Annotated in this window: 21 protein-coding genes; 13 read left to right on the top strand and 8 right to left on the bottom strand. The window is 63.1% G+C overall.

Annotated elements, in window-relative coordinates; translation table 11 throughout:
* Positions 1 to 37: 37 nt before the first annotated feature.
* On the bottom strand, positions 38 to 700 hold the full coding sequence (locus HK107_RS04440) for a hypothetical protein (RefSeq protein WP_173197118.1): 663 nt from the start codon (positions 698 to 700) through the stop codon (positions 38 to 40).
* A gap of 193 nt (positions 701 to 893) precedes the next feature.
* Here HK107_RS04440 and HK107_RS04435 point away from each other — a divergent pair, with 193 nt between their 5' ends.
* The 6 genes from HK107_RS04435 to HK107_RS04410 all read left to right on the top strand — a co-directional run bounded on the left by HK107_RS04435 (position 894) and on the right by HK107_RS04410 (position 4,867).
* On the top strand, positions 894 to 1,706 hold the full coding sequence (locus tag HK107_RS04435) for a TIGR00282 family metallophosphoesterase (protein ID WP_173197116.1): 813 nt from the start codon (positions 894 to 896) through the stop codon (positions 1,704 to 1,706).
* A gap of 18 nt (positions 1,707 to 1,724) precedes the next feature.
* Entirely contained in the window at positions 1,725 to 2,159 is a 435-nt protein-coding gene (locus tag HK107_RS04430) for a DUF2147 domain-containing protein (RefSeq protein WP_173197114.1), read from the top strand.
* A 114-nt stretch (positions 2,160 to 2,273) separates the two neighbouring features.
* Entirely contained in the window at positions 2,274 to 2,723 is a 450-nt protein-coding gene (locus tag HK107_RS04425; protein WP_173197111.1) for a DUF2147 domain-containing protein, read from the top strand.
* A 15-nt stretch (positions 2,724 to 2,738) separates the two neighbouring features.
* Entirely contained in the window at positions 2,739 to 3,638 is a 900-nt protein-coding gene (locus HK107_RS04420; RefSeq protein ID WP_173197109.1) for a LysR family transcriptional regulator, read from the top strand.
* 44 nt (positions 3,639 to 3,682) lie between these two features.
* Positions 3,683 to 4,045 (top strand): hypothetical protein, encoded by a 363-nt coding sequence (locus HK107_RS04415; RefSeq protein WP_173197107.1) that lies wholly within the window; start codon positions 3,683 to 3,685, stop codon positions 4,043 to 4,045.
* Positions 4,046 to 4,120: 75 nt separating this feature from the next.
* The gene (locus HK107_RS04410; protein ID WP_173197105.1) at positions 4,121 to 4,867 is read left to right on the top strand and encodes a YebC/PmpR family DNA-binding transcriptional regulator; all 747 of its coding nucleotides are present in this window, start codon (positions 4,121 to 4,123) and stop codon (positions 4,865 to 4,867) included.
* Positions 4,868 to 5,523: 656 nt separating this feature from the next.
* Here HK107_RS04410 and HK107_RS04405 read toward each other — a convergent pair.
* Entirely contained in the window at positions 5,524 to 6,891 is a 1,368-nt protein-coding gene (locus HK107_RS04405; protein ID WP_198912292.1) for a DcaP family trimeric outer membrane transporter, read from the bottom strand.
* Between the two features lie 151 nt (positions 6,892 to 7,042).
* Between HK107_RS04405 and acs the strand changes: the two genes are divergently transcribed.
* The gene (acs, locus tag HK107_RS04400) at positions 7,043 to 8,935 is read left to right on the top strand and encodes an acetate--CoA ligase (RefSeq protein WP_173197103.1); all 1,893 of its coding nucleotides are present in this window, start codon (positions 7,043 to 7,045) and stop codon (positions 8,933 to 8,935) included.
* 8 nt (positions 8,936 to 8,943) lie between these two features.
* Positions 8,944 to 9,573 carry a LuxR C-terminal-related transcriptional regulator gene (locus HK107_RS04395; protein ID WP_173197101.1) on the top strand — a complete coding sequence of 210 codons (630 nt, stop codon included), beginning with the start codon at positions 8,944 to 8,946 and terminating at the stop codon, positions 9,571 to 9,573.
* Here HK107_RS04395 and HK107_RS04390 read toward each other — a convergent pair.
* From HK107_RS04390 to HK107_RS04380, 3 genes are all read right to left on the bottom strand, one after another.
* Positions 9,545 to 13,258 carry a sodium:solute symporter family transporter gene (locus tag HK107_RS04390; RefSeq protein ID WP_173197099.1) on the bottom strand — a complete coding sequence of 1,238 codons (3,714 nt, stop codon included), beginning with the start codon at positions 13,256 to 13,258 and terminating at the stop codon, positions 9,545 to 9,547. The two genes, HK107_RS04395 and HK107_RS04390, sit on opposite strands and share 29 nt — an antisense overlap.
* Positions 13,259 to 13,400: 142 nt before the next feature.
* On the bottom strand, positions 13,401 to 15,200 hold the full coding sequence (locus HK107_RS04385; RefSeq protein ID WP_173197097.1) for a sodium:solute symporter family protein: 1,800 nt from the start codon (positions 15,198 to 15,200) through the stop codon (positions 13,401 to 13,403).
* Entirely contained in the window at positions 15,197 to 15,514 is a 318-nt protein-coding gene (locus HK107_RS04380) for a DUF4212 domain-containing protein (protein WP_173197095.1), read from the bottom strand. The genes HK107_RS04385 and HK107_RS04380 overlap by 4 nt, the downstream gene beginning before the upstream one ends.
* A 180-nt stretch (positions 15,515 to 15,694) precedes the next feature.
* On the opposite strand from HK107_RS04380, the gene HK107_RS04375 reads away from it, so the two are divergent.
* From HK107_RS04375 to HK107_RS04355, 5 genes are all read left to right on the top strand, one after another.
* The gene (locus HK107_RS04375; RefSeq protein ID WP_173197093.1) at positions 15,695 to 16,753 is read left to right on the top strand and encodes a GIN domain-containing protein; all 1,059 of its coding nucleotides are present in this window, start codon (positions 15,695 to 15,697) and stop codon (positions 16,751 to 16,753) included.
* 121 nt (positions 16,754 to 16,874) lie between these two features.
* Positions 16,875 to 17,438: an elongation factor P gene (gene efp, locus HK107_RS04370; protein WP_173197090.1), complete on the top strand. Its 564-nt coding sequence runs from the start codon at positions 16,875 to 16,877 to the stop codon at positions 17,436 to 17,438.
* Positions 17,439 to 17,519: 81 nt separating this feature from the next.
* On the top strand, positions 17,520 to 18,167 hold the full coding sequence (locus tag HK107_RS04365) for a hypothetical protein (RefSeq protein WP_173197089.1): 648 nt from the start codon (positions 17,520 to 17,522) through the stop codon (positions 18,165 to 18,167).
* A 364-nt stretch (positions 18,168 to 18,531) separates the two neighbouring features.
* Positions 18,532 to 18,942, top strand: coding sequence for a hypothetical protein (locus HK107_RS04360; RefSeq protein ID WP_173197088.1), 411 nt, complete (start codon positions 18,532 to 18,534; stop codon positions 18,940 to 18,942).
* A 108-nt stretch (positions 18,943 to 19,050) separates the two neighbouring features.
* The gene (locus HK107_RS04355) at positions 19,051 to 20,763 is read left to right on the top strand and encodes a GGDEF domain-containing phosphodiesterase (RefSeq protein ID WP_173197087.1); all 1,713 of its coding nucleotides are present in this window, start codon (positions 19,051 to 19,053) and stop codon (positions 20,761 to 20,763) included.
* On the opposite strand, the gene kdsB is transcribed toward HK107_RS04355, so the two are convergent.
* Genes kdsB through galE form a run of 3 tightly spaced genes read right to left on the bottom strand, consistent with a single transcriptional unit; the run spans position 20,760 to position 22,868 of the window.
* A complete protein-coding gene (gene kdsB, locus HK107_RS04350; RefSeq protein ID WP_173197086.1) occupies positions 20,760 to 21,509 on the bottom strand; it encodes a 3-deoxy-manno-octulosonate cytidylyltransferase in 750 nt (249 codons plus the stop codon). The genes HK107_RS04355 and kdsB overlap by 4 nt on opposite strands.
* Entirely contained in the window at positions 21,506 to 21,901 is a 396-nt protein-coding gene (locus tag HK107_RS04345; protein WP_173197085.1) for a VanZ family protein, read from the bottom strand. Before HK107_RS04345 ends, kdsB begins: the two co-directional genes overlap by 4 nt.
* Positions 21,894 to 22,868, bottom strand: coding sequence for a UDP-glucose 4-epimerase GalE (galE, locus tag HK107_RS04340; RefSeq protein ID WP_173197084.1), 975 nt, complete (start codon positions 22,866 to 22,868; stop codon positions 21,894 to 21,896). The genes HK107_RS04345 and galE overlap by 8 nt, the downstream gene beginning before the upstream one ends.
* Positions 22,869 to 22,954 lie beyond the last annotated feature (86 nt).

Genomic DNA, 22,954 nt, shown 5'->3' with positions numbered 1-22,954 from the left:
AAGAGGCGCCCTTCCCAAAAATCAGTAGGCAGAGTGCTTAGAGCTCGCCGAGGTCCGCAAGGATCTCGCGGGCTTCGCGCGTCATGTAGCTTGCCCCATTGCCTGAGTAGGTGATCGCCTCTTCGTAGGGGTGATCTTTCACGCCGAAATGGCCAGCATCCGGATCGAGGCTCACCGAGAAGGCGTTCGACGTCGAGCCGCGCACATACTTCGTGTAGAACGTATCGGCGTCCGAGAGGAACCTTGCGACCTGGCCTTTAACGTGAAGGCGCGTGACACCGAGGACCGTCAGGACCTTGTTATTGAGGCTGCCGCCGCCATTCGATGACTTGATCACCATCGAGGTCAGGGAGTCGGTGCGGTGGAACTCGTTGATCTGCTCAAGCGGCGTCGGGAGGTTCGAAAACCCTGCGACGAGGCTGATCATGGCGCAGCCCGAGGCTTGCTGGGCGTTATCGCAGATCCGCGGATAGGCGATGAACACGTTGCCGGACGGCGTCTGCACGCGCAGCGCCGGGGTGCCGTTGTTGAGCTGGATGGCGCCGACCGTCAGGCCGAGCTCCTGAAAGATACCGGCCATTTGTGGCAGATTGTACTTCGAGACGAGCTGCATATCCGCCGGGTTGGACTGCTGCGCTTGCGCGGCACCCGTCAGGCTGAGAGCGGCCGCAGCTGCTGCGGCAAGAATGGAAAGACGCACTTTGTAAGACCCCTGAGAGCTTCCTTGACGAAAGCTTAAGGCGAAAGCCGCGCAGTCGTAAACTGCTCCTGTCGGTTCTATGGCAGGGTGTGACATGGCCGCTCGTCGTACAAAGGGAGCGGGCCATTGATTTGCCGTGTTCTTCCCGCACGCGGCTTGCTAGCCGTTGGTTTTTGTCAGGAGCGTTCCTTTCGTGCGTCTGCTTTATCTCGGTGACATTATGGGCCGTTCGGGCCGCTCGGCGGTGATCGAAGCCCTGCCGGGCCTCAGACGGGACCTCCGCCTCGACTTCGTCATCGCCAATGCGGAGAACGCGGCGGGCGGCTTCGGCGTCACCGAATCGATCGCCAACGACCTCTTCGCGGCGGGCGTTGACTGCATCACCACGGGCAACCACGCCTTCGATCAGGCAAACGATCTCCACCTCTTTGAAAATGACGACCGGGTGTTGCGGCCCGCTAACTTCCCGCCCTCCAACCCCGGGCGCGGCGCAGGGCTCTACATGACCCGCGACGGCTATGCGGTCCTTGTGATTCAGGTGCAGGGCCAGCTCTTCATGGGCACTTGCAACGACCCGCCCCCGGCCATCGAGCGGGAGCTCGAAGGGGTGCAGCTCGGCCGAGAGGCGGACGCGATCATTGTTGATGTCCATGCCGAGGCAAGCTCTGAGAAGTATTCGATCGGCCACTGGCTCGACGGGCGGGTCAGCCTTGTCTGCGGCAGCCATACCCATGTGCCCACCGCGGATGTGCAGGTCTTCCCCGGCGGCACGGCATTCCAGTCGGACGCTGGCATGTGCGGCGACTATGACAGCTGCATCGGCATGGAGAAGACGACGGTCGTCGAGAAGTACCTGACCAAGATGCGCGGTCCCCGGATGCAGCCTGCAGCCGGTCCCGCCACTATCTGCGGCCTCGTCGTTGAGACGGACCCCAAAACCGGCCTTGCCATCAGCGCAGAACCCTTGCGTGTCGGTGGGCGCCTTGCGGACCATATCCCTGCCTGACCTCCCGGAGAACGACCCATGCTTCTTGCTGCAGCAGCCTTCCTTCTTGCCTCCCCCCTCGACGTCACCGGCGTCTGGTACACCGATGGCGAGGAATCGCAGGTCGAGATCACCGAAACCGGCGACAGCGTCGTGGGCCGCATCATCTGGTACACAGGCCATGAGGAACAGGTCGTCTTCGACACCAACAACCCCGATGAAGACGCGCAGAAGCAGGAGATCCTGGGCCTCGCCATCATAGAGGGCTTCGAGCGAGGCGGGGACAAATGGCGCAAGGGCGAGATCTACGACCCCACCGAGGGCAAGACCTACCGCTCCGCCATCTACCGGATCGACGAGACGACGCTTGGCGTTCAGGGCTGTGTCGGCTTCATCTGCAGGACCCTCGAATGGCAGATGGTGCCCGAGGGCGATGTCATGCGCATCGACCGTGAGCCCAAGACCCGCGACTGAGGCTTTTGAGCAACCTTCGAGCTCTGTTGCAGGGCACGAGGTTTCGTCATCTCTTGAAGAACGGCCTCAAGAGGGCCCAGATGCTCGCTGTCTTTCCTAAGGAGCGTACCCGCTGTGCTGTTGTCCCTGATCCTCCTTCAAGCGATGTCGCCCCACGACGTCTCCGGTATCTGGTGGACGCGCAGCGGCAATGCGCAGGTCGAGATCGTGCTGACCGAGGATGGGACCAGCATCGAAGGCACCGTGATCTGGAGCGACCAAACTGAAGACCCTGGCGCTTCGGACGAGGTCGAAAGCGCTGACCTTTCCGGCGAGGACCTCGCTGGAACGGTCATCCTCGAAGACCATGAGCGCGGGCGGCAGGGCTGGACCAGCGGCACGATCTACAACCTCAAGAACGGCAAGTCCTACCGCTCGAACGTGTCGCGGCAGGATGCCGACACCCTGGCCGTTGAAGGCTGCCTCGGTTTCTTCTGCCGGACCCAGGAGTGGAAGCGGGTCACGCCCGATGAGATCAAGCGGCAGGCGATTGCACCTTCTGTCCTTTCGGTCGCTTCGGAATAGCCCTACCAAAGCGTCATGGATGCAGCACGCGACATGGCGACCTTCCAGGTCCTTGCCCGTACAGGAACGATTTCTGCCGCAGCGCATGAGCTGGGCGTGGCGCCCTCGGCCGTCTCGCGGCGGCTGAAGGCGCTGGAGGCGCGGCTGGGGATCGAGCTGGTGCGCCGCTCGACCCGGGCGATGGTGCTGACCCCTGCCGGCGAGGCGTATCTTGCCCGATCGAAAGACCTCCTCAAAAGCATCGATGCCCTCGAAGAGGAGATGCGCGACGAGAGCCTTGGCGTTGCGGGGCCGATCCGCATGGCGGCTCCTCTCAGTTTCGGTCTCTGCGCCCTGCCGGACCCGCTTGATGCCTTCCTCAAGGCGCATCCGGCGATCAGCCTCGAGATGGATCTGCGCGATGATCAGGTGGACCTGGTGCGCGAAGGCTTCGATCTGGCGCTGAGGATCGGTGAGCTGCCGCCCTCGACCTTGATCGCCAAGAAACTGACGAGCATTCCTTTTGCTGTCGGTGCCTCCCCTGAGTTCCTCGAAAAGCACGGGCCGATTGAGAAGCCTGAGCAGCTCGATGGTCTGCCGGGCCTTGTCTACGCCAATGCCCTGCGTGGCGATGTCCTCAACTGGACGAATGAGGATGGCAGCGAGGGTCGGGCCCAGCTGACCCGGACGCTGGTGGCCAACAATGGCGACATTCTAGCGGCACTCGCAGCCAAGGGGCATGGAATCTATGCTGCCCCGAGGTTTATTCTGGCGGGCCAGCTCAACCGTGGTGAGCTCCTGCCGGTGCTGCCCGATGTGGGGTGGCCGGAGACGGCGCTTCATGCGGTGTGGCCTCCGACGGATCATTTGCCCGCACGGGTGAGGGCGTTGATCGACAGCCTGGCCGCTCATTTTTCCGGGTTACCAAGGCGTTAACGGTTTGTTAGGCTTGACCCTTGGGACCAATCCAAGGGGGCATCATGGCCGACGTCGTTTCTGATCTCAGCGAAGCTTTTGGCGCAGCGGTGAATTCCGATCCCGTGATGACGCTCCTGCCGCTGGCGATTGTCGGGATTGCTTCGGGCCTCCGGGCTGGCGGCATCGGGCAGGCCCTGGCGATGGCGACGCGGGGGCTGTTCTGGCTCGGTGGTCTCGTCTTCGCGATGCATACCGGCGAGGCGATGATGGAGGCCGGGGCGAGCGTGGATACGCTGTCCGGCTCCTTCGACCGGGTCTGGAATGACCTGATGGGCCTCAGGTTCGTGGAAGTCCTGGGTTTCTGGCTGCTTCTCCTGGCGGCGACTATGCTGATCCTGGTGATCAGGACGTTCGTCAGGCGCTGAACGCGCATCTTCGGGCTTAACAGACGGGGCTTGGCGGACTAGACGCCGGGCCTTGCTGATTTTTTCGGAGGTATCATGGCCGGCCACTCCAAATGGGCGAACATCCAGCACCGCAAGGGTCGTCAGGACGCCAAGCGTTCCAAGCTGTTCTCGCGCCTGTCCAAGGAGATCACGGTCGCAGCCAAGATGGGCGCGCCTGATCCGGCCTTTAACCCGCGCCTCCGCCTGGCGATCGCCAACGCCAAGGGCCAGTCGATGCCCAAGGACAATATCGAGCGGGCCATCAAGAAGGGCTCCGCCGATGACGGGGCCGACTACGAAGAAATCCGCTACGAGGGCTTCGGCCCTGAAGGCGTCGGCATCATCGTCGAAGCCCTGACCGACAACCGGAACCGCACGGCCTCGGAAGTGCGCTCCACCTTCTCGAAGAACGGCGGCAATCTCGGCGAGACCGGTTCAGTGAGCTTCGGCTACGACCGGGTCGGCCAGATCGAGTATAAGGGCGAGATCGGTAGCGAGGATGATGTCCTCGAAGCCGCTATCGAGGCCGGTGCCGAGGACGTTCAGTCGTCGGAAGAACTCCACACGATCTACACCGCTGCCGATGACTTCGCCGAGGTCCAGAAGGCCCTCGAAGAGAAATATGGCGAGCCGGAAACGGCGAAGCTTGCCTGGCGCGCCCAAAACCAGATCGAGGTCAGCTCGGAGAAGTCCGACACGGTGGTGAAGCTCTTCGACGCGCTCGACGACCTTGATGACGTGCAGGCGGTCTACGCGAACTTCGAGCTTTCCGACGAGGATGCCGAGCGGCTTGCTGGCTGAGGTGAAGCGCCTCCTCGCTGCCGCATCGGTTTCCTGATTACGGGGCTGCCCGCGAGGCTCTGCTGTGGCTTCGTGGCCCCCGCCATATCCCCTTGGCGAGCTGCCCTAGTATCTGGATTCTGACGAGAGCCGGCGGATTGAACTTTGCTCTTCTTGTTTGATGGATGACGGTTGGAGAGGTGCTCTTTCAATTATCGTCCTCCCGGACTTGATCCGGGATCCATGAACTGGCTTGGCCTACTCTTGATACGGATGGTCCATGGGTCCTGGATAAGCCTTTGGCTTTCCGGGAGAGCGGTGTGTGAGGCAGGCGTAGGTGTCCGCCCGGGTCGGTTTTCTGAGAGGACGGGTGTCCGGGCGCGGTTTGGGCCGTGCTCTGACTAAATGTTATATGCGCGGGCCAAGCCACGCCCGGCGGTGCTTTATGCGAGAGGCCATGTCCGCGGGGTTTTGAGGCCGGCGGCTAAGCACTTCAAACTCTCGAACAGCACATGCGGATCGTTAGTCCGCACATGCTATCTGCACCGCCTCCGAAGCGCTGGCAGGAACGACCGGTCAGGCCCGTCACCTTCGGAAGACGGCTCCACCTTAAACAAGTGCGGGTCAGCGGGGATAAATCCCGCTGACCCGCCAAGTCTCACGCGAGGGAGGGCGCGTCAGAAACCGTATTTGGCGGAGAACTGGATCTTGTTCATCGCGCCGTCGAGGCCGTTTTCAAGTTCGCGGTCAGCCCGGATGTATTCGACACCCACATCGACCTTCTTCGTCAGGGAGCGGATGAGGTTGACGTGCACCGAGGTTACCTGGTCCGTCACCGCGCCGGACGTCAGCTGAACGGGGTTGTCGGCCTTGAAATAGCCAAGCGAAAGGTTCGAGCGCCAGTCCTTGGCCCAGAAGTGGCGGTAGGAGACGAAACCCGACGTGGTCGGAATGGTTTCAAGCTCAAGGTTGGCGTTGAGCGCTGCGTCATTGACGACGTTGACGCCGATATAGCGGCCGATGCCTTCGCCATAGGTCGCCATGAACCGCAGGTCGTCGCGGCTGCCGATCTTGATCTTGCCTGAACCGGATACGCCCCAGCCAAGCGTCGTCTCGGTATCCTGACCCGTAACATCAGCGCCAGCCTTCAGTTGACGGAGCAACGTCGCGACGGTCAGGTGCCCGAAGTCGCCCTTCTTGTTGTAGCGCAGGGCAAGGTCAGGGAGCGAGTCGTCGCCGGGCATGATCCTGCCGCCCGTCGCCGTGGTGATCTCGGTCTCAGGCTGCTCGATGGCGATCTGGAACGGGCCCTTGGTGTAGCGGATCATCGGCTGGCGATCGAAGACGGTGCCTTCGGTCGGGCCGATGAAGTCGAGATTGTCAGGCAGGGCAGCAACGTCCTGGAAGGTCGACCAGGTCTGGCCGAGGAGCCAGTTGTCGATGGTCAGGAACGCCACGCGCATCCGGGGAGAGAAGCTGTTGGAGACCCGCTCGTTCCCGTCATTGGTGACCTGGAAGTCGAGTTCGATCTTGCCGCCGATCTTGCGGCCTGCCTTCTTGGTGTCGAAGCCGAAGAAGAAGCGGCTTTCGCGCGGGTTGAAGTCGAAGACAGGATCCTCGCCTTCACCGCCGACGGGGACGAGCCCGGGGATGTAGAGGTCACGACCCAGACTGTTCGTAGGCAGAGAGCCTCCAGTAAACTCGGTCAGGGAAGCGTCGAGCTTGATGTAGCCACCGAAGAGAACCTCCGTGTCGCCGCTCATAAAGCCTTGTGGCCGCTCGGCGAGGATTTTCTCAGGCGGGGTCTCGCCGAAGCCGTCGGAATAGGTGGCGGTGCCGACACGGATCATCTTGACCGCTTTGCGGACGTCCTTGGTCTCCTCAGGCGTGAGCATGACCTCGTCATCGTCGAGGCGCTCGAGGATACGGTCGAGTTTCTCTTCGATCGTGTCGACCCGGACCTCCAGGCTGTCCTGGGCCAGAGCCGAACTCACGGCGAATGTCGATGCGGCGGCGATGAGCGCAAGCTTCTGTTGGGTCTTCATGGCTTCCTCCGATGATCATTTTTTCAGTGAGCATCGGGCGGGTGCGACATCTTCGCTATTGGCGGATGGTCGTAGCGACCATGGTCTGATTGCTGGGACACCCTGGGAAAGGGACAAAGCGGCATGACCTGACACCAATAGGGAGAAGCCCATGGCCTACGATGCTGCAAACCTGAGCGAAAAGAGTGCGTTGGACGCGTTCTGGCTGGAGGAGGCCAAGCGGCTGACCTGGATGGAAGCGCCTACGGTGGCGTCCGATGTGTCCTTCGAAAGGGATGATTTCCGGATCAAATGGTTCGAGGACGGGGTGCTCAACGCCTCGGTGCAGTGCCTCGACCGGCACCTTGCCGAACGCGGCGACAAGACGGCCTTCATCTTCGAAGGCAACGACCCCTCCGCATGCGAACGGATCAGCTACCGCCTGGCCCACGAGGAAGTGTGCCGGATGGCAAACGTCCTCAAATCGCGCGGTGTCGGGAAGGGCGACCGGGTCGTTCTCTACATGCCCATGGTGCCCGAGGCGGCCTACGCGATGCTGGCCTGCGCCAGGATCGGCGCAGTCCATTCGGTCGTGTTCGGAGGGTTCTCTCCTGACGCGCTCGCCAGCCGGATCGAGGATTGCGGCGCAACGGCGATCATCACCGCTGACGAAGGGCGGAGGGGCGCCAAGGCGATCCCGCTGAAGGCGAATGTCGACCTTGCGCTCGAGCGGCTGGCGCAGCCGCCGAAGCTGGTGCTGACGATCGAGGTGACTGGCGCGCAGGTGCCCCTGACGCCGGGGCGGGACATCCTGTGGAGCGAGGAGCGCGACGAGGTTGCGCCGACCTGTGATCCTGAGCCGATGGCTGCGGAGGACCCGCTTTTCATTCTTTATACGTCGGGGTCGACGGGCAAACCCAAGGGGGTCGTGCATACGACCGGCGGGTACATGGTGTATGCGTCCTTCACCCATGAGAAAGTCTTTGCCCTGCAGACCGACGATGTCTTCTGGTGCACCGCTGATGTCGGATGGATCACAGGGCACAGCTACATCGTCTACGGACCGATGGCGAACGGAGCGACGCAGGTTCTCTTCGAGGGCGTGCCGAGCTGGCCTGATGCTGGGCGCATGTGGGAAGTGGTGGCGAAGCATAGGGTGTCGATCCTCTACACCGCGCCGACGGCTATCCGGGCTGCGATGCGCGAGGGTGATGAGTTCGTCACGGAGCATGACCGCTCCTCGCTCAGGCTTCTTGGATCTGTCGGTGAACCGATCAATCCTGAGGCCTGGAGGTGGTACCATGACGTTGTTGGCGAGGGCAGGTGCCCGATCGTTGATACCTGGTGGCAGACCGAGACGGGCGGCATCCTGATTTCTCCTTCTGCGAAGAGTTCGGACAACAAGCCTGGCGCTGCGACGACGCCGCTGCCGGGGGTGCTTCCGGCACTGGTGGATAATGAAGGCAAGCCGCTTGACGGTGCGGTCGACGGTAACCTCGTCCTGACGACGAGCTGGCCCGGCCAGGCGCGGGGCGTCTGGGGTGACGAGCAGCGGTTCTTCGACACCTACTTCTCGACCTATCCGGGTACGTACTTCACTGGCGATGGGGCCAGGCGTGACGAGGATGGTGACTATTGGATCACCGGACGGGTGGACGATGTCCTCAACGTATCCGGTCACCGGATGGGCACGGCGGAGATCGAAAGCGCGCTGGTGGCCCATGCGTCAGTCGCGGAAGCGGCCGTCGTTGGCTATCCCCATGACATCAAGGGGCAGGGCGTTCATTGCTATGTCACCCTGAAGCAGGGGATCGAGGCCAGCGATGCTCTCGCCACGGAGCTTCGCGGGCATGTCAGGAACGAGATCGGCCCGGTTGCGACCCCCGACCGGGTGCAGCTCTCACCCGGCCTGCCGAAGACGCGGTCCGGCAAGATCATGCGCAGGATCCTCCGCAAGATTGCCGAGGGGCAGCCTGACCAGCTGGGCGACACATCGACGCTGTCAGAGCCTCTGGTGGTTGAGAGCCTGCTGAAGGGTGCTGAAAAGTTCGCCGAAGCGCGGTAGGCAGAGGAATGGTCGCACCCATTGTCATTGCCGATGATCACCCCCTGTTCCGCGCTGCGCTCGTGGGGGCCGTCGGCAAGGCAGCGCCCGAGCGTGAAGTGATCGAGCGCGAGACCCTCGAAGGCGCCTTTGCGGCGCTGGAGGCTGGGCCGGTGGGGCTTCTCACCCTCGATCTTCATATGCCGGATAGTGACGGGCTTGCAGGGCTCCTGCAGGTCCGCTCGCTCTATCCGGCTGTCCCGGTCCTCGTCGTTTCAGGCGACACGGCGCCGGGGCTTCCTGGCCGTGCGGCGGCGCTCGGAGCGTCAGGCTTCGTTCCGAAGTCCTCCGACCTGCCGACCATCCGGGAAGCGGTGGAGGCGGTCCTCGATGGCGAGACGTGGCTGCCAGAAGAGGCCGAGCCTTCCGAGGAGGATGCGGCGCTGGCGAGCCTCACCCCGACCCAGCTCAAAGTGCTGGTCCATGTCAGGGACGGCCTTCTCAACAAGCAGATCGCCTACGAGCTCGACATCTCCGAGGCCACGGTGAAGGCGCATATGACGGCGGTGATGCAGAAGCTTGGCGTGCAGACAAGGACGCAGGCCGCCATGATGGCGCGCCGCCTCGACGTCAAACCTTCGGAGCGTTCAGAAGACTGACGCTCAGTGAGCGGAGCGCTGCGGGCTCTACCGGTTTTGAGAGAATGTCGAGCCCTCTTGAGCGGACGGCTTCGTCGGTGGCTTCGGAGCGGCTGGCTGTGACCACGATTGCGGGCAAGCGGCACTCTTTTTCTTCAGCGAAGAAATCGAAGACGTCGAGGCCGGTTTCGTCACCGTCAAGCTGGTAGTCGAGGATCAGGAGATCAGGCATCGCGGCGCCGTTGGCATAGGCGGCACGGACCGCGTCCACACTGCCGAGGGCGGAAGTCTCCGCGCCCCATTTGGTGAAGCGTGCCTCGAGCGCTTCTAAAACGGATCGGTCGTTGTCGACGCAGAGGACACGTGCGCCGCCAAAGCCGGGGGCGCTTCGCCGGCGCGGAGAGGCGACGGCAGATCTTGGTTCGGCACGCGGGATAAGGAGGCGGAACCGCGTTCCCTTGCCGGGGTCTGAGGACAGGATGATGTCGTGCCCGAGAAGTCCCGCCACGCGGCTGACGGTGGCAAGCCCCAGCCCCGCGCCCTCGACGTCGCGGTCACGGGGGAGCCTCGTGAACTCCTTAAAGATCGTCGCTTGGTCCTCGGCGGCAATGCCGCGCCCTGAATCGATGATGTCCAGCGCGAGCCGGCCCCAAACCCTGCGGACGCCGATCAGAACCCCGCCTTCATCTGTGTACCGCACGGCGTTGGCGAGGAGGTTCTGGATGGCTGAGCGCAGGAGGCCAGGATCGGTGTCGGTCCAGAGGCCCGTGGAGACTACACGTAAAGTGAGACCCTGTTCCTCAGCTAACGGACGGAACTCTTCGGCGATGCCCTCGAGATAGGGGCCGAGTGCAAAGGCGCTCTTCTTGGGATCAACGCCGCCTGCTTCGAGCTTGGAGAGGTTGAGGAGCGACCTGAGGAGGGTGTCGGCGGAGCCGATCGCTGCCCCGATCCGTGTGGCGGTGCCTGCCTCGTCGCTGCCTTCGGGGAGCGTGTCTTCGAGGCTTGAGGCGAAGAGGCGGGCCGCGTTGAGCGGCTGGAGCACGTCGTGGCTGGCGGCGGCGAGGAAGCGTGTCTTCGACTGGTTCGCAGCCTCTGCCTCCTGCCGTGCGCTGTCGGCTGCGGTGTTGGCGAGGCTGAGCTCCGCGGTCCGCTGCTCGACGCGGGCTTCGAGGGTGCGGTTCGCTTCTTCGAGGGCCGACTGGGCTGCGCGGCGTTTGGAGATGTCCTGATAGAAGCCGAAAAAGCCAAGCACCGTTCCGCTTTGCGAGACTTGCGGGACGTAGGTGACCTGCCAAGTGACGTCGCCGCCAATATCGTCAGGAGACAGAACGAAGCGCCTGCCGCTGCCTTCGAGGACAGCGTCGATGGCGATGCTGCGCTTGGCGTAGTGCTCGCCGAGGACGGTGGCGAGGGGCAGGCCGACAAGGCTCTGGTCCAGCATGCCGGTCATCTCCGCATAGGCTCTGTTGTGGAAGCGGATGGTCTGGCCGGGGTCAGCGAAGGCGATAGGAAAGGGAATATTATCCGTGTAAAAACGAAGGGTGCGTTCGCTCTCGGCAAGCGCTGTCTGCGCAACGCGGTATTCGGTGACATCGGAGAAGGACGTGACATAGCCTCCGCCAGGGACGGGCCTGCCCTGCAGCCTGAGGATTCGTCCATCGCGCAAGGTTGTCTCTGACGTGTGCGGAATGCCATCTTTGAGGAGCGCGATCCGCTTTTGCAGCTTTGCCTCCGGCGCGCGGGGGAGGTTGTGCCGGAGGAGGGTCTCGACGGGCGTGCCGACGGCGAGAAGGCCCGAGGGGTAGTCGAAAAGCTCCTCATACGCCTTGTTCCAGGCGACGAGCTTACCTTCCGCATCGATCACCGAGACACCCTCGGCGAGGCTGTCGAGGGTGGCGAGTAGGAGGTCCTGTCCGAAGCGAAGCTCACGGGAGGCGTCGCCCATCAGCACCATGACATCTCCTACGGCCACGCGGCTGGACGTCAGGAGGCGGGTGAGGAGAATGTTGGCCGAAGCGTTACCAAGAACGCCGCTGAGCCTGCGCTCGCTTTCCTCGACAAAGGCCGCGGGGGCGAGGTCGCTGTCCCTGAGATTTGCATACGGACGAGCGGTGGAGGCTGCGACGTCCTTGCCGACGATCTGCTCGAGAAGGGCGCGGAGGTCGCCGACCCTGACCGTGCCGGAGAGGGCACCCTGGGCGCGCTGGCTGTTGAAGCGGGCGGCATCCTCGCGGGCCTTGAGATCTGCCGGGGCGAGGAGCGTCAGTGCGACGAGCACGGAGACGTTCGCGAGCCCTGCAATAAGGGTTCCTGCCGTGAACTGATCATCGATGAACGGCAGGAGCATCTTAAGGAGCGGGCTGGCATCGAACGCTGTGCCTCCTGCGACGACGGGGCCGAGGACGAGGATGAGCCACAGGCTGACCCCTGTCACGATGGCGGCAACGGCCGCTGGCGAGGTCACGCGCGGGGCGAAGATGGCTGCGATGAGAAGCGGGGCGAGCTGGGCAGCGCCTGCAAAGGAGACGACGCCGAGCTCGGCCAGCATGGCCCCCTCGGGAACCGTGAGCGCGAACAGCGAAGCGATGACGATCAGTGCACAGAGACTGAGGCGCCTGATGGTCAGGGCGTGCTTGAAGGCGCGGGCTTCCCCTGCGTTCGACAGGAGGGGAAGGACGAGGTCGTTGGAGATCATGTTGCCGACCGCGATGCCGGTGACGACGATCATGCCTGCCGCCGCCGCGAAGCCGCCGACAAAGGCGAGGAGGGTCAGGGCTTCTGCGCCTGAGGCCCTCGGTACGGTCAGGACGAAGATGTCCGGCGATGCCCCGAGGCCGAGGCCCGCGCCTGCCCCTGCGATGGGGAGGACGAGGAGGGCGAAGAGGCCGAGGTAGAGGATGAGGATGGGCGCGGCGCGCCTGACCGTGCGCGGGCCGTCTGGCTCCACGACGGTCATGTGGAACTGCCTTGGCAGGCAGAGCACCATGAAGGCGGAGAGCGCGGTCAGGAGGAGGAAACGCGGTGCGGTGAACCCCTCCGCAGAAGGAAGAGGCGGTGCGGTGATCTCTCCGCCGGAGAGGATGGCGAGGGCGACGAGGGCGACGACGAAGAAGGCGAGGAGCTTGAAGACGCTGTCGAAGGCCATCGCGGCGACGAGGCCGGGGCTCCTCTCCGTGGCGTCACGGCTTCTGGTGCCGAAGACGAGGCCGAAGGCTGCGAGGACGGCGCCGACGGAGAGGATGAGGGCCTGAGACCGGGTCTCCTCTCCCCCCGTGACGACGGAGAAGGTCGAGGCGACGGCGATGAGCTGGAGCGTGATGTAGGGGATGCTGACGAGGACGAGGGTGCCGGAAAGAAGCGCAGCGAGGCTGCGCGACCGGCCGAAGCGACGGGAGATGAGGTCGGGGAGGGAGGTCGCGCCGTGGGCCTTGCCGAGGCTGATGGTCCGCTCGATGAGCGGCAGGCCTAGGGTGAAGGCCAGAACGGGGCCGAGATAGATCGGCAGATAGTCCCACCCTGACCGGGCGGCCGTGCCCACTGCGCCGTAGAAGGTCCAGGAGGTGCAGTAGACCCCGATGGAGAGCGCGGTGACGAGCGGCAGGGTGCGCGGCGGGAAGGATCCGCGCTTCTGGGCCATGAAGCCCACTGCGAAAAGGACCGCTGCGTAGATCGCGAGCGCGGCCCCGACGGTCACCGTCGACATGGCGCCGAGCGCCTCCCTCTTTGAAGTTATCTTTTTCGCTCAGTCTTCCATAGGCTGCGAGGGCTGTCCAATATTCTCCGCATACGAAAAAGGCGGTGCCGAAGCACCGCCTTTCCCGTGGAACCCACTGAAGGAAGAGAAGTCAGTGGGTATGCGCTGCGCCTGCGCCCGAGGGCACCCTGATCTGCTCGACCATGGCCTTGACGTCTTCGGGCGTCTTGGCGGTGAAGGCCGCGACGGTGAAGGCCGTTGCGAAGTTGATCACCATACCGATGGTCCCGATACCTTCAGGCGAGATGCCGAAGAGCCAGTTGTCCGCGGTGTTCGGAATATCGCCGAACCAGCCGAACTTGAAGGTGCCGATGTAGAGGATGGTGAAGAGGAGACCTGCCACCATACCGGCGATAGCGCCTTCCTTGTTCATCCGCTTGGTGAAGATGCCCATCATGATCGCCGGGAAGAGCGAACATGCGGCGAGACCGAAGGCCAGGGCGACAACCTGGGCGACGAAGCCCGGAGGGTTGATGCCGAAGTAGCCTGCGATGCCGATGGCAACCACGGCGGCTCCGCGTGCGGCCCACAGTTCCTGCTTGTCGGTGATGGTGGGCATCACTGTCTTCTTCAGGAGGTCGTGCGACACGGCGGACGAGATCACCAGGAGGAGACCCGCCGCGGTGGAGAGAGCGGCTGCGATGCCGCCTGCCGCCATCAGGGCGATGACCCATGCGGGCAGGTTTGCCATCTCCGGGTTCACAAGGACCAGCGTGTCACGGTCAGCATACACCTCATTCGCAACAGCCGGGTCGGCGTTGGAGGTGAGGCGGTTGCCGAGCGGGCCACGGTCGCCGGTGAACTGAGGTTTGCCGCCTTGGAAGGCTGCACCCGGACCATACTGGATGATGCCGTCACCGTTTTTGTCCTCATACGCATAGAGGCCGATGTCTTCGTAGGATTTGAAGAAGTCCGGCGTCGTCTCTGCGGCTAGGGCCGAGCCATCATAGGAAGTCTCGTTCACCGTGTTGATGAAGTTGAGACGGCCGATCGAGGCAACGGCGGGAACCGTGACATAGAGAAGGGCGATGAAGACCAGCGCGTAACCGGCCGACTTCCGTGCGTCCGAGACTTTCGGGACGGTGAAGAAGCGAACGATGACGTGGGGCAGGCCTGCGGTCCCGACCATCAGCGCCATGGTGATGGCGAAGACGTCGATGGTGGACTTGGTGCCTTCCGTATACTTACCGAACCCTAGATCAACCAGCGATTGGTCGAGCCTCTGAAGCACGGTCATCCCTGTGTCGCCGACTTCCGAACCGATGGCGAGCATCGGGATCGGGTTGCCCGTGACCATGAAGGACAGGAACACGGCCGGAACCATGAAGGCGAAGATCAGCACACAATATTGTGCGACTTGCGTGTAGGTGATGCCCTTCATGCCGCCGAGGACAGCGTAGAAGAAGACAACGCCCATACCGATCAGGACGCCCATCTCAATGTTCACATCGAGGAACCGCGAGAAGACGACACCGACACCGCGCATCTGACCAGCAACGTAGGTGAAGCTGATGACGATGAGGCAGACGACGGCCACCAGGCGCGCAGCCTTGGAGTAGTAACGATCACCGATGAAATCGGGCACCGTGAACTTGCCGAACTTCCTGAGGTAGGGGGCGAGGAGCAGGGCGAGCAGCACATAGCCGCCGGTCCAACCCATGAGGTACACGGAGCCATCATAGCCTGCGAAGGCGACGATGCCTGCCATGGAAATGAAGGAGGCTGCCGACATCCAGTCAGCGGCCGTGGCCATACCATTGGCCACCGGGTGCACGCCGCCACCGGCGACGTAGAACTCCTTGGTGGAGCCAGCCCGGCTCCAGATCGCGATGCCGATATAGAGCGCGAAGCTCAGGCCCACGAAGATGTATGTGAGAAGTTGGGCGCTCATGACGAAGCTCCTTCTTCGTCATCATCGACACCGTGCTTCTGCTCGATCTTATGGATCGCGCGGCTGTAGTAGAAGATCAGTGCAATGAAGACATAAATCGATCCCTGCTGGGCGAACCAGAAACCGGCGGGCACGCCGAGGATCGAGAAATTGTCGAGCAGGTCGCGGAGAAGAATTCCGAACCCGAAACTGACGGTGAACCAGATCGCGAGCAGTCCTCCCAAGAGGCGGAGGTTCTCGGCCCAGTAGGAGAGCTTTGGCGGTACATCCGCCTTTTCTCCTGACGCTACGTCTTTGATGGTTGTCGCACTCATGGCGTTTCTCCCGAGGTCAGGACCTTTGTGTCCATCGCTGACGCTACGCGCCTCGGGGGTGCCGGTTGTAGACGACCTTAGTCGGGGTCCACCTTGCTCATGCTCTTCGTTCATTGACCACACTTGTAATCGTGAGATTGTTCCCCTATCTCGTTTCTCGATAAGGGAGAGGACATTTCCATGCGTATCATGACTTCGGGCCTTGCGGCTTCACTCCTACTGCTCGGCGTGGCCCACGCGCAGTCGGGCGACAGGATCGTCATTGAGGACTTCTACGGCACGGTGGAGCTGGAGCTTTCAGGCTCTGGCGAGATCAGCGCTATCAAGTCGGGACCAAATGCCGACGAGGTGACCATCAAGACCGGCTCCACCACCCGCATCACAGGCGATGAAGAGATCGACCGCCGCCGCTGGTGGAAGGAATACCAGAACAACCGCAAAGGCTGGTCCGGCCGCCAGCCCAAGGACCGCGACCGCGTCTTTGAAGAGATGCTGGAAGAGCGTCCGCGCCTGACGATCTCCGCGCCTCAAGGCACGGATATCGAGATCAATGGCTCTGCGATCCACATGCGCACCGATGGGAGCGCGGGCGATGTCGACATCACCGACAATGTGCACCTCCTGGTGGTGCTCGGGGATGTCGATGACGCCGAGCTGGAAATCCACGGCTCGGGCTACCTCGAAGTTGGCAATGTCGCGGGCATGCTCGACGGCTCGGTGCATGGCTCTGGCGACCTGATCGCAGGCAACATCCGCGAGGCGGACCTCAGGGTGCACGGCTCTGGTGATCTTAACGCCCGCAATGTGGGCGGCGAAGTGAAGGCCAGCGTCCACGGCTCCGGCGACCTGTCGCTCGAGCGCGTGCTCGGCCCGGTCTCGGCCAACGTCCACGGCTCCGGCGACCTCAAGATGAACCGCATCGAGCGCGGGCTCAAAGGCTCCGTCCACGGCTCTGGCGACCTCGAAGTGAACCAGGTGAACGGCGATCTCGACCTTTCGGTGCACGGTTCCGGCGATCTCGATATCGACAATGGTTCGGTCGATGACCTCGACGCCACGGTCTACGGCTCGGGCGAAGTGACCTTCGGCGGCTCGGCCAAGAACGCGCGCCTCAGGAGCACGGGCTCCGGCTCGATCCGCGTCGGCCGGGTCACGGGCCAGCTTGACGCCAAGGGCAAGGACATCCGCGTCGACGGCAAGAAGGTCGGCGAGGAAAAGAAAGACAAGGACTACCACTAGGTCCGGGCACTAAGACCTAAGGCGGGCAGGGGGCGCTTGATGCGTCCCCGCCCCCATGCCAACAGGCTCGACATCCAAGAATAGACCGCGCACCGCGCGCGACCGAGCATAAGGCAGTCCCATGAAAATCAACGGCAACGAAATCCGTCCCGGCAACACGATCATGCACCAGGACACCCTCTGGCGTGCGGTGAAGATCGATGCGGTGAAGCCCGGCAAAGGCCCTGCCTATGCCCAGGTCGAGCTCAAGAACCTAATCGATGGCCGCAAGCTCAACGAGCGTTTCCGCTCGTCGGAGACCGTCGAGAAGGTCCGCCTCGAGCAGAAGGAGCACACGTTCCTCTACGCCGAAGGCGACATGCTGACCTTCATGGACACGGAGAGCTACGAGCAGATCCAGATCGCTGAGGACATGATCGGCGAGCAGCGCGCATTCCTGCAGGACGGCATGGCTGTCGAAGTGGAAATGCATGAAGGCCGCCCGATCGGCGTGGCGCTGCCTGAGCAAGTGACCCTGACGATCACCGAGACCGAGCCCACCGTGAAGGGCCAGACGGCGTCGAGCTCCTACAAGCCCGCAACGCTGGAGAACGGCCTGCGCGTGATGGTGCCGCCGCATATCTCGGCGGACACGGCGATCATCGTGAACACCCAGACGATCGAGTACGTCAAACGGGCTGAGTAACCATCCTGTCCCTGACTGTACCCGTGAGGCCGAAGACCTGTTAAGGTCTCGGTAAGGGCAGTTAAGGGGAGGCCCCGTGGCATGATCGCTTCTGTTCTCGGCATGGCCGCGGCACTCGTCGCGGCGTGGCAGGATGGACCCGGCGCGACCGAGCCTGAACCCCTGCCTGATCCTGAGCCTGCGGTAGAAGAGCCCCAGGAGAACCCCGACGACGAAAGCGGCGACGACCCTGAAGAGCCAGGGCCTGAGGGCTCTGATCCTGAAGGGGAAGAGCCGGACGACGAAGGCGAAGAGGGTGCCTCTGAGCCCGGTGAGGAAGAGGGCGAGGACGCCGAAATCCTTGCCGCTGCTGACATGCAGATCGTCGAGGAGACGCTTCCCACGGTTGATGAGGTGGCGTTCCCCGAGCTGGTCGGTGACTTCGACGGCGACGGTGCACCTGACGAAGCCAGGGCCCGCGAAAGCGATACGGGCGTTCAGATTGCGCTCGAGCTTTCTTCGACCGGTGAGGTTTTCGTCGAGCATCTCGGCGCCGATGCGCTGGCGCAGGTGGAGTGGGAAGTCATTCCCGCAGACGCCATCGGCGAGGTCTGCGTTGACCCGATCGCCTGCCCGATCACCGAGGAAGGCGAAGCGGAGCGCGACGTGATCCTCGTGACGATCGATGGAAGCGACAGGTTCATCCTGCGCTGGGATGGCGGTGCGCTGGAGACCTTCTTCGTCGACTGACGCACGCTTCCGGGGAAGTGGCGGGAGGGTATTCCCGCTAAAGATTTGCAGTCTTCCCGCAGCGGCCTTCAGAATCGGGAAAGCACAGGCCCGTTAACCTCGAAAGCAGGTTTTTGCTGCGCTTTGAGGCGCTTGTGCTAGACTATGGCTTCACCATGCTGGGGGGCTGGTCAGGGCGCGTCCGCGTTGCCATCTTTGCCCTCTGGCAGGCCATCGGAAGTTGGCCATCCGTAGCAAGACGAGGCCCCTTCGTGGGCCAAGGAGCAAGAGGTTGGGCGTCAGGGACGAAACTGCGGCGAGGGTCACGGCCCTTGGGATCGCGGCAAACTCCTCTCCCAGCAAAAAAGGCCGAGGAAGCACGTCCATGTTCAAGATCTTTCCGCTCCTGACGATCAGCTACCTGATTTACGCAGCCATCTCTTTCTCCTCGGGCGGCTCGAGCTGGGTCGATGGCGAGATCGCCACGGTGACGATGATCTCTGGCGATGACTGGCTGATCCGCGGGGGCGATATCTTCCTGATGGCCTCTTTGGCGCTTCTGTTCTGGGAAGTGCTGCGGGCGAACAACACAGGGACTGAGTCGATCCTGAACCACGCCTTTTCGGCCGTTCTTTTCATCGCTTGCGCCCTGTCCTTCGTGATTGTGCCGAACTTTTCGACGACGCCGTTCTTCCTCCTGACCCTCATGACGGGCCTCGATTTCATGGCCGGCTTCATGATCACGACGTTCGCAGCACGGCGTGACTTTGGTGTCAGCGGCGGCATCACCGGCTGAGCCCGGCCGGTTTAAACCTCGCTGAAACCTCCGTTTCAGCGTTTTTTCATCCCGCTCCCCTAGCGTTTCCTGACGTTCCATCAGGCCTGTCATCAGGAAACGCGTCTTATGTCCTCGAACACTCCGTTTGCCGTCGGACCCGACACTGTCCGTTTTGCCCTTGAGGCATCGGGCCAGGCGATGTTCGAGTTCGATCCCGAAAGCGGCGTGGTCGCGTGGGCAGACCCTGCTCAGGCAGGCGATGTGCTCGGCCTCGACGGTGAGGCGACATCGGAATCCTATGACACGCTGATCTCGCAAGTGGCCCCCGAAGGCGCGGCCCAGCGGCAAGCGTCGATCTCCTCAGCCCGCGACGGCGGCAGCTCCTACAATGTCGAGTTTCGCGTGGAGCGCCCCGATGGCGGCTTCCACTGGTACGAAGAGCGCGGCACCTGGCTGAAGATTGGCGGGCAACAGCGCATGGTCGGCGTCCTGCGCCGGATCGATGCCCAGAAGCAGCGCGAAGAACAGCTCGCCTTCATGGCCGCCCATGACGAAATGACGGGGCAGCTCAACCGCGCACGGACGAAAGAGAAGATCGGCGCTGCGATCGAGCGCGCTGGCGATGGCCGCGGAAGCGCCTTCTTCCTCGTCGGGATCGACAATGTCGGCGGCATCAATGTGAGCTTCGGCTTTGACGCTGCTGACCAGGTGATCGCGACCATCGCGCACCGTCTCGGCTCGTCCCTAGGCGACAGTTGCACCATCGGCCGGGTCGCAGGGACCAAGTTTGGTATTCTCTCCGAAGGCCGCTCGCCTGAAGAGATCCGTGAACGGGCTATCGAGATCCTGAACCTCGTCCGCCAGGACGTTGTGAAGACGCGCAGCGGCGCTGTCGCAGCTTCTGTCTGCCTCGGCGCAGTCCCGCTGACCGGTGACATCGGCAATGCCGATATCGCGATGGCGCGGGCCGAAGCGGCCCTTGACCAGGCGCGTCAGTCTGGCCCTTCCAGCTGGTCGGTCTTCAGTGACCTGACAGACCCCGTCTCCACCCGCCACCGGGATACGGAGATGTCAGACCTCATCCTCAACGCCCTCAATGACCGCCGGGTCCATGTGGCGTTCCAGCCCATCGTCACCGATGTCGATGCACCGTGGGCGAAGTATGAGTGCCTGATCCGGCTCGACTCCAAGGATGGCGAGGAAATCTCTGCGCCGAATTTCATTGCGGCGGCGGAGCGCCTCGGGCTTGTGCACCTTCTCGACCGCCGGGTCCTGGAGCTCGCCTGCGTCGCGCTGAACCGGAACCCTGATCTTCAGCTTGCGGTCAATGTGAGCTGGGAAACGGTGAAGGACCCGGTCTGGGCCGACGGATACACAACGCACCTGCGCGCCAACAGCCACATCGCAGACCGCCTGACGGTTGAGCTGACCGAGACGCGGATCGTCGATGCCATCGAGGCTTCGGAGGAATTCGTGGCACGGATCAAATCGCTCGGTGCCAAGTTCGCGCTTGATGATTTTGGTGCGGGCTACACCTCGTTCCGTAACCTCAAGGCCCTCGACATCGACATTCTGAAGATCGACGGCTCGTTCATCACCGGGCTCGCCCAGTCGCGGGAGAACCAGCTCTTCGTCAGGACCCTGATCGACCTTGCACGGAACTTCGAGATGAAGACCGTGGCGGAGTGGGTCGACAATGATGCCGACGCCCGCATCCTCAAGGCGCTGGGCGTTGACTTCCTGCAGGGCTTTTATATCTCAAAGCCGGTTCGCCGTGATGAGTGGACGAGCCGCGAGAAGCCAGAAGCTCCGTCTTCTGACCAGTCAGCAGCCGTTTAAGCCTTTGCTTTATAGCGCTTGACGAAGGCTGCGTAGTCTTCAACCGTGTCGATGCCCGGCGAGGCGCGATCCACCATGATGACAGCCACACGCTCGCCGCTTTCAAGGGCGGTGAGCTGCTCAAGGCTTTCGGTCTCCGCGAGGCCCGAAGGCTTGAGGGCTGCGAAGCGCTGGAGGCAGTCGGGCGCGAAGGCGTAGAGGCCGATATGCATCTTCGGGCGATGCTCGCGGGTGCGCGGGAAGGGCATCACCGAGCGGGAGAAGTAGAGGGCGTCCTCCGCCTCGCCGCCCTTTGCGGTCGTCACGACTTTCACCGTGTTCGGATTGGTGGCGTCGAGCTCTTCAGGCCAGGGACAGGCGAGGGTCGAGATGAAGGCTGCGCGGGGTTCGCGCATGGCGGCTTCGTGACCTTCGATCAGCTTACGGATATTGTCAGGCTCGACCTCTGGCTCATCGCCCTGGCAGTTGATGACCATGGACGCCTCGCGGCCCTTGGCGGCTTCTGCAACGCGGGCCGTGCCTGAGGGATGGTCGGGGTCGGTCATGACGACGTCGGCACCGAAGCCCTTGGCGGCCTCGACGATGTCCTCATGGTCCGTGGCGATGACCACGTCGACGCCCTCGACGGAGCGGCAAACCTCCCACGTATGCTGAATGAGCGGCTTGCCGGTCTCAGCGAGGAGCATCTTGCCCTTGAGGCGCTGGGAACCATAGCGGGCGGGAATGACGATCAGGGGACGGCTCATTTTTTGAGAACTCCTGCTGCGAGGATGGAGAAGAGGATGCCTGCGATGAGGCCCGCGGCGACTCCTGTGCCGTTGGCGGCCATGTCGAGCCATGAGGCATCGCGGCCGGGGATCATGGCCTGGAGGCCCTCGAAGAGCGCTCCGTAGGCGAAGGATAGGGTTATGGCGATGCCCGCTTTGCTCCTGAAGCCGATGAAGGCGCAGGCGGCGAGTGCTGCGTAGGCAAGGAAGTGGCCGATCTTGTCGTGCTGGTCCGGATTGCCGAGGACGAGGTCTGCCAGGAAGCGGAGGAGTGCGGGGCCGCCGCTTTCGTCGGGCGATGGCGGCTTCAGGGACTGCCAGGCGATGACGAGGGCGACGAGGAGCGTGCCGAGCCTTGCGAGCCTAGGCATTCCCGTGCTTCCGCTCCCAATCGATCGCTGTACGGACGATCAGGTCGAGGTCATTGTAGCGCGGGCGCCAGCCGAGGGCCTGACGGATGGCTGCGGTGTCGGCGATGAGCTGCGAGGGATCGCCCTCGCGGCGTCCTTCGATGCTGACCGGCAGCTCCTTGCCAATAACGCGCTCGACCGAATGGATCACGTCCTGCACCGAAGCGCCTTCACCATAGCCGCAATTGAGGACGACGGTTTCGCCGGTGCTACGGAGATGGTCGACGGCTGCGATCTGGGCGAGGGCGACGTCGGCGACATGGACATAGTCCCGCATCGGCGTGCCGTCGGGGGTGTCATAGTCATTGCCGTAGATCTTGAGCGGCCCCTTGCGGTGGCCGAGAGCGACTTTGACGGCAGCGGTGATGAGGTGCTTCGGCGCGTCGGCGGCGGCGGCCCTGCCGTCAGGATCGGCTCCAGCTGCATTGAAGTAGCGCAGGATGGCGAGCGGGATGTTCTGGGTACGGCAGACTTCAGTGGTGATCCGCTCCGCCCCTGCTGCTGCTGCGCCAAGAGGAGAGATGGGTTTGAGGGTCGACTTCTCCGGCACGGGGATGCGTTCGGGCGTTCCGTAGACGGAGGCTGTCGAAGAGAGGACGAAGGTCTTCACGCCGATGGTGGCCGAGGCCCTAAGGACGGCCATGAGCGGCAGGAGGGTCATCTCGAAAGCGTCGAGCGGATCCTTGAGGGACTTCGCCACCGTGCCCCGGTCGGGGAGGTGGATGACGTCGGTGACGCCGTGCTTTTCGAAGGCTTCGGAAAGCTTGGTGGAGCTTTCGATGTTCAGGCGCTCGATCGGGTCATCGCCTTCGAGCTTGGAAGAGGTGCGGCGGTCGAAGCCGATATGGGCGCGGCCCTCATCGGCGAGGGACAGCATGAGCTGGCGCCCTTCATAGCTTGCCGCACCGACCACTGCGATGACTGACATGCTGACCACCCTTCCGCGAAAGACAGCTGTTCTCTGCCGCGATTATCGGAGCGGGGGAAGCGCCAGTGCGCCTAACTTGCGAAAAA

The organism is Parvularcula mediterranea, assembly GCF_013085255.1.
GTDB lineage: Bacteria > Pseudomonadota > Alphaproteobacteria > Caulobacterales > Parvularculaceae > Parvularcula > Parvularcula mediterranea.
Note: the sequence above shows the minus strand (reverse complement) of the source record. Positions and strands in the feature narration are given on the sequence as shown.

Bases quoted from the DNA above. Each gene is read 5' to 3' on its own strand.
- HK107_RS04420 (WP_173197109.1), top strand. From the start codon at position 2,739: ATGGATGCAGCACGCGACATGGCGACCTTCCAGGTCCTTGCCCGTACA.
- HK107_RS04375 (WP_173197093.1), top strand. From the start codon at position 15,695: ATGCGTATCATGACTTCGGGCCTTGCGGCTTCACTCCTACTGCTCGGC.
- HK107_RS04380 (WP_173197095.1), bottom strand. From the start codon at position 15,514: ATGAGTGCGACAACCATCAAAGACGTAGCGTCAGGAGAAAAGGCGGAT.
- galE (WP_173197084.1), bottom strand. From the start codon at position 22,868: ATGTCAGTCATCGCAGTGGTCGGTGCGGCAAGCTATGAAGGGCGCCAG.
- kdsB (WP_173197086.1), bottom strand. From the start codon at position 21,509: ATGAGCCGTCCCCTGATCGTCATTCCCGCCCGCTATGGTTCCCAGCGC.
- HK107_RS04405 (WP_198912292.1), bottom strand. From the start codon at position 6,891: ATGAAGACCCAACAGAAGCTTGCGCTCATCGCCGCCGCATCGACATTC.
- HK107_RS04410 (WP_173197105.1), top strand. From the start codon at position 4,121: ATGGCCGGCCACTCCAAATGGGCGAACATCCAGCACCGCAAGGGTCGT.
- HK107_RS04430 (WP_173197114.1), top strand. From the start codon at position 1,725: ATGCTTCTTGCTGCAGCAGCCTTCCTTCTTGCCTCCCCCCTCGACGTC.
- acs (WP_173197103.1), top strand. From the start codon at position 7,043: ATGGCCTACGATGCTGCAAACCTGAGCGAAAAGAGTGCGTTGGACGCG.
- HK107_RS04415 (WP_173197107.1), top strand. From the start codon at position 3,683: ATGGCCGACGTCGTTTCTGATCTCAGCGAAGCTTTTGGCGCAGCGGTG.
- efp (WP_173197090.1), top strand. From the start codon at position 16,875: ATGAAAATCAACGGCAACGAAATCCGTCCCGGCAACACGATCATGCAC.
- HK107_RS04355 (WP_173197087.1), top strand. From the start codon at position 19,051: ATGTCCTCGAACACTCCGTTTGCCGTCGGACCCGACACTGTCCGTTTT.
- HK107_RS04365 (WP_173197089.1), top strand. From the start codon at position 17,520: ATGATCGCTTCTGTTCTCGGCATGGCCGCGGCACTCGTCGCGGCGTGG.
- HK107_RS04360 (WP_173197088.1), top strand. From the start codon at position 18,532: ATGTTCAAGATCTTTCCGCTCCTGACGATCAGCTACCTGATTTACGCA.
- HK107_RS04390 (WP_173197099.1), bottom strand. From the start codon at position 13,258: ATGTCGACGGTGACCGTCGGGGCCGCGCTCGCGATCTACGCAGCGGTC.
- HK107_RS04345 (WP_173197085.1), bottom strand. From the start codon at position 21,901: ATGCCTAGGCTCGCAAGGCTCGGCACGCTCCTCGTCGCCCTCGTCATC.
- HK107_RS04395 (WP_173197101.1), top strand. From the start codon at position 8,944: ATGGTCGCACCCATTGTCATTGCCGATGATCACCCCCTGTTCCGCGCT.
- HK107_RS04385 (WP_173197097.1), bottom strand. From the start codon at position 15,200: ATGAGCGCCCAACTTCTCACATACATCTTCGTGGGCCTGAGCTTCGCG.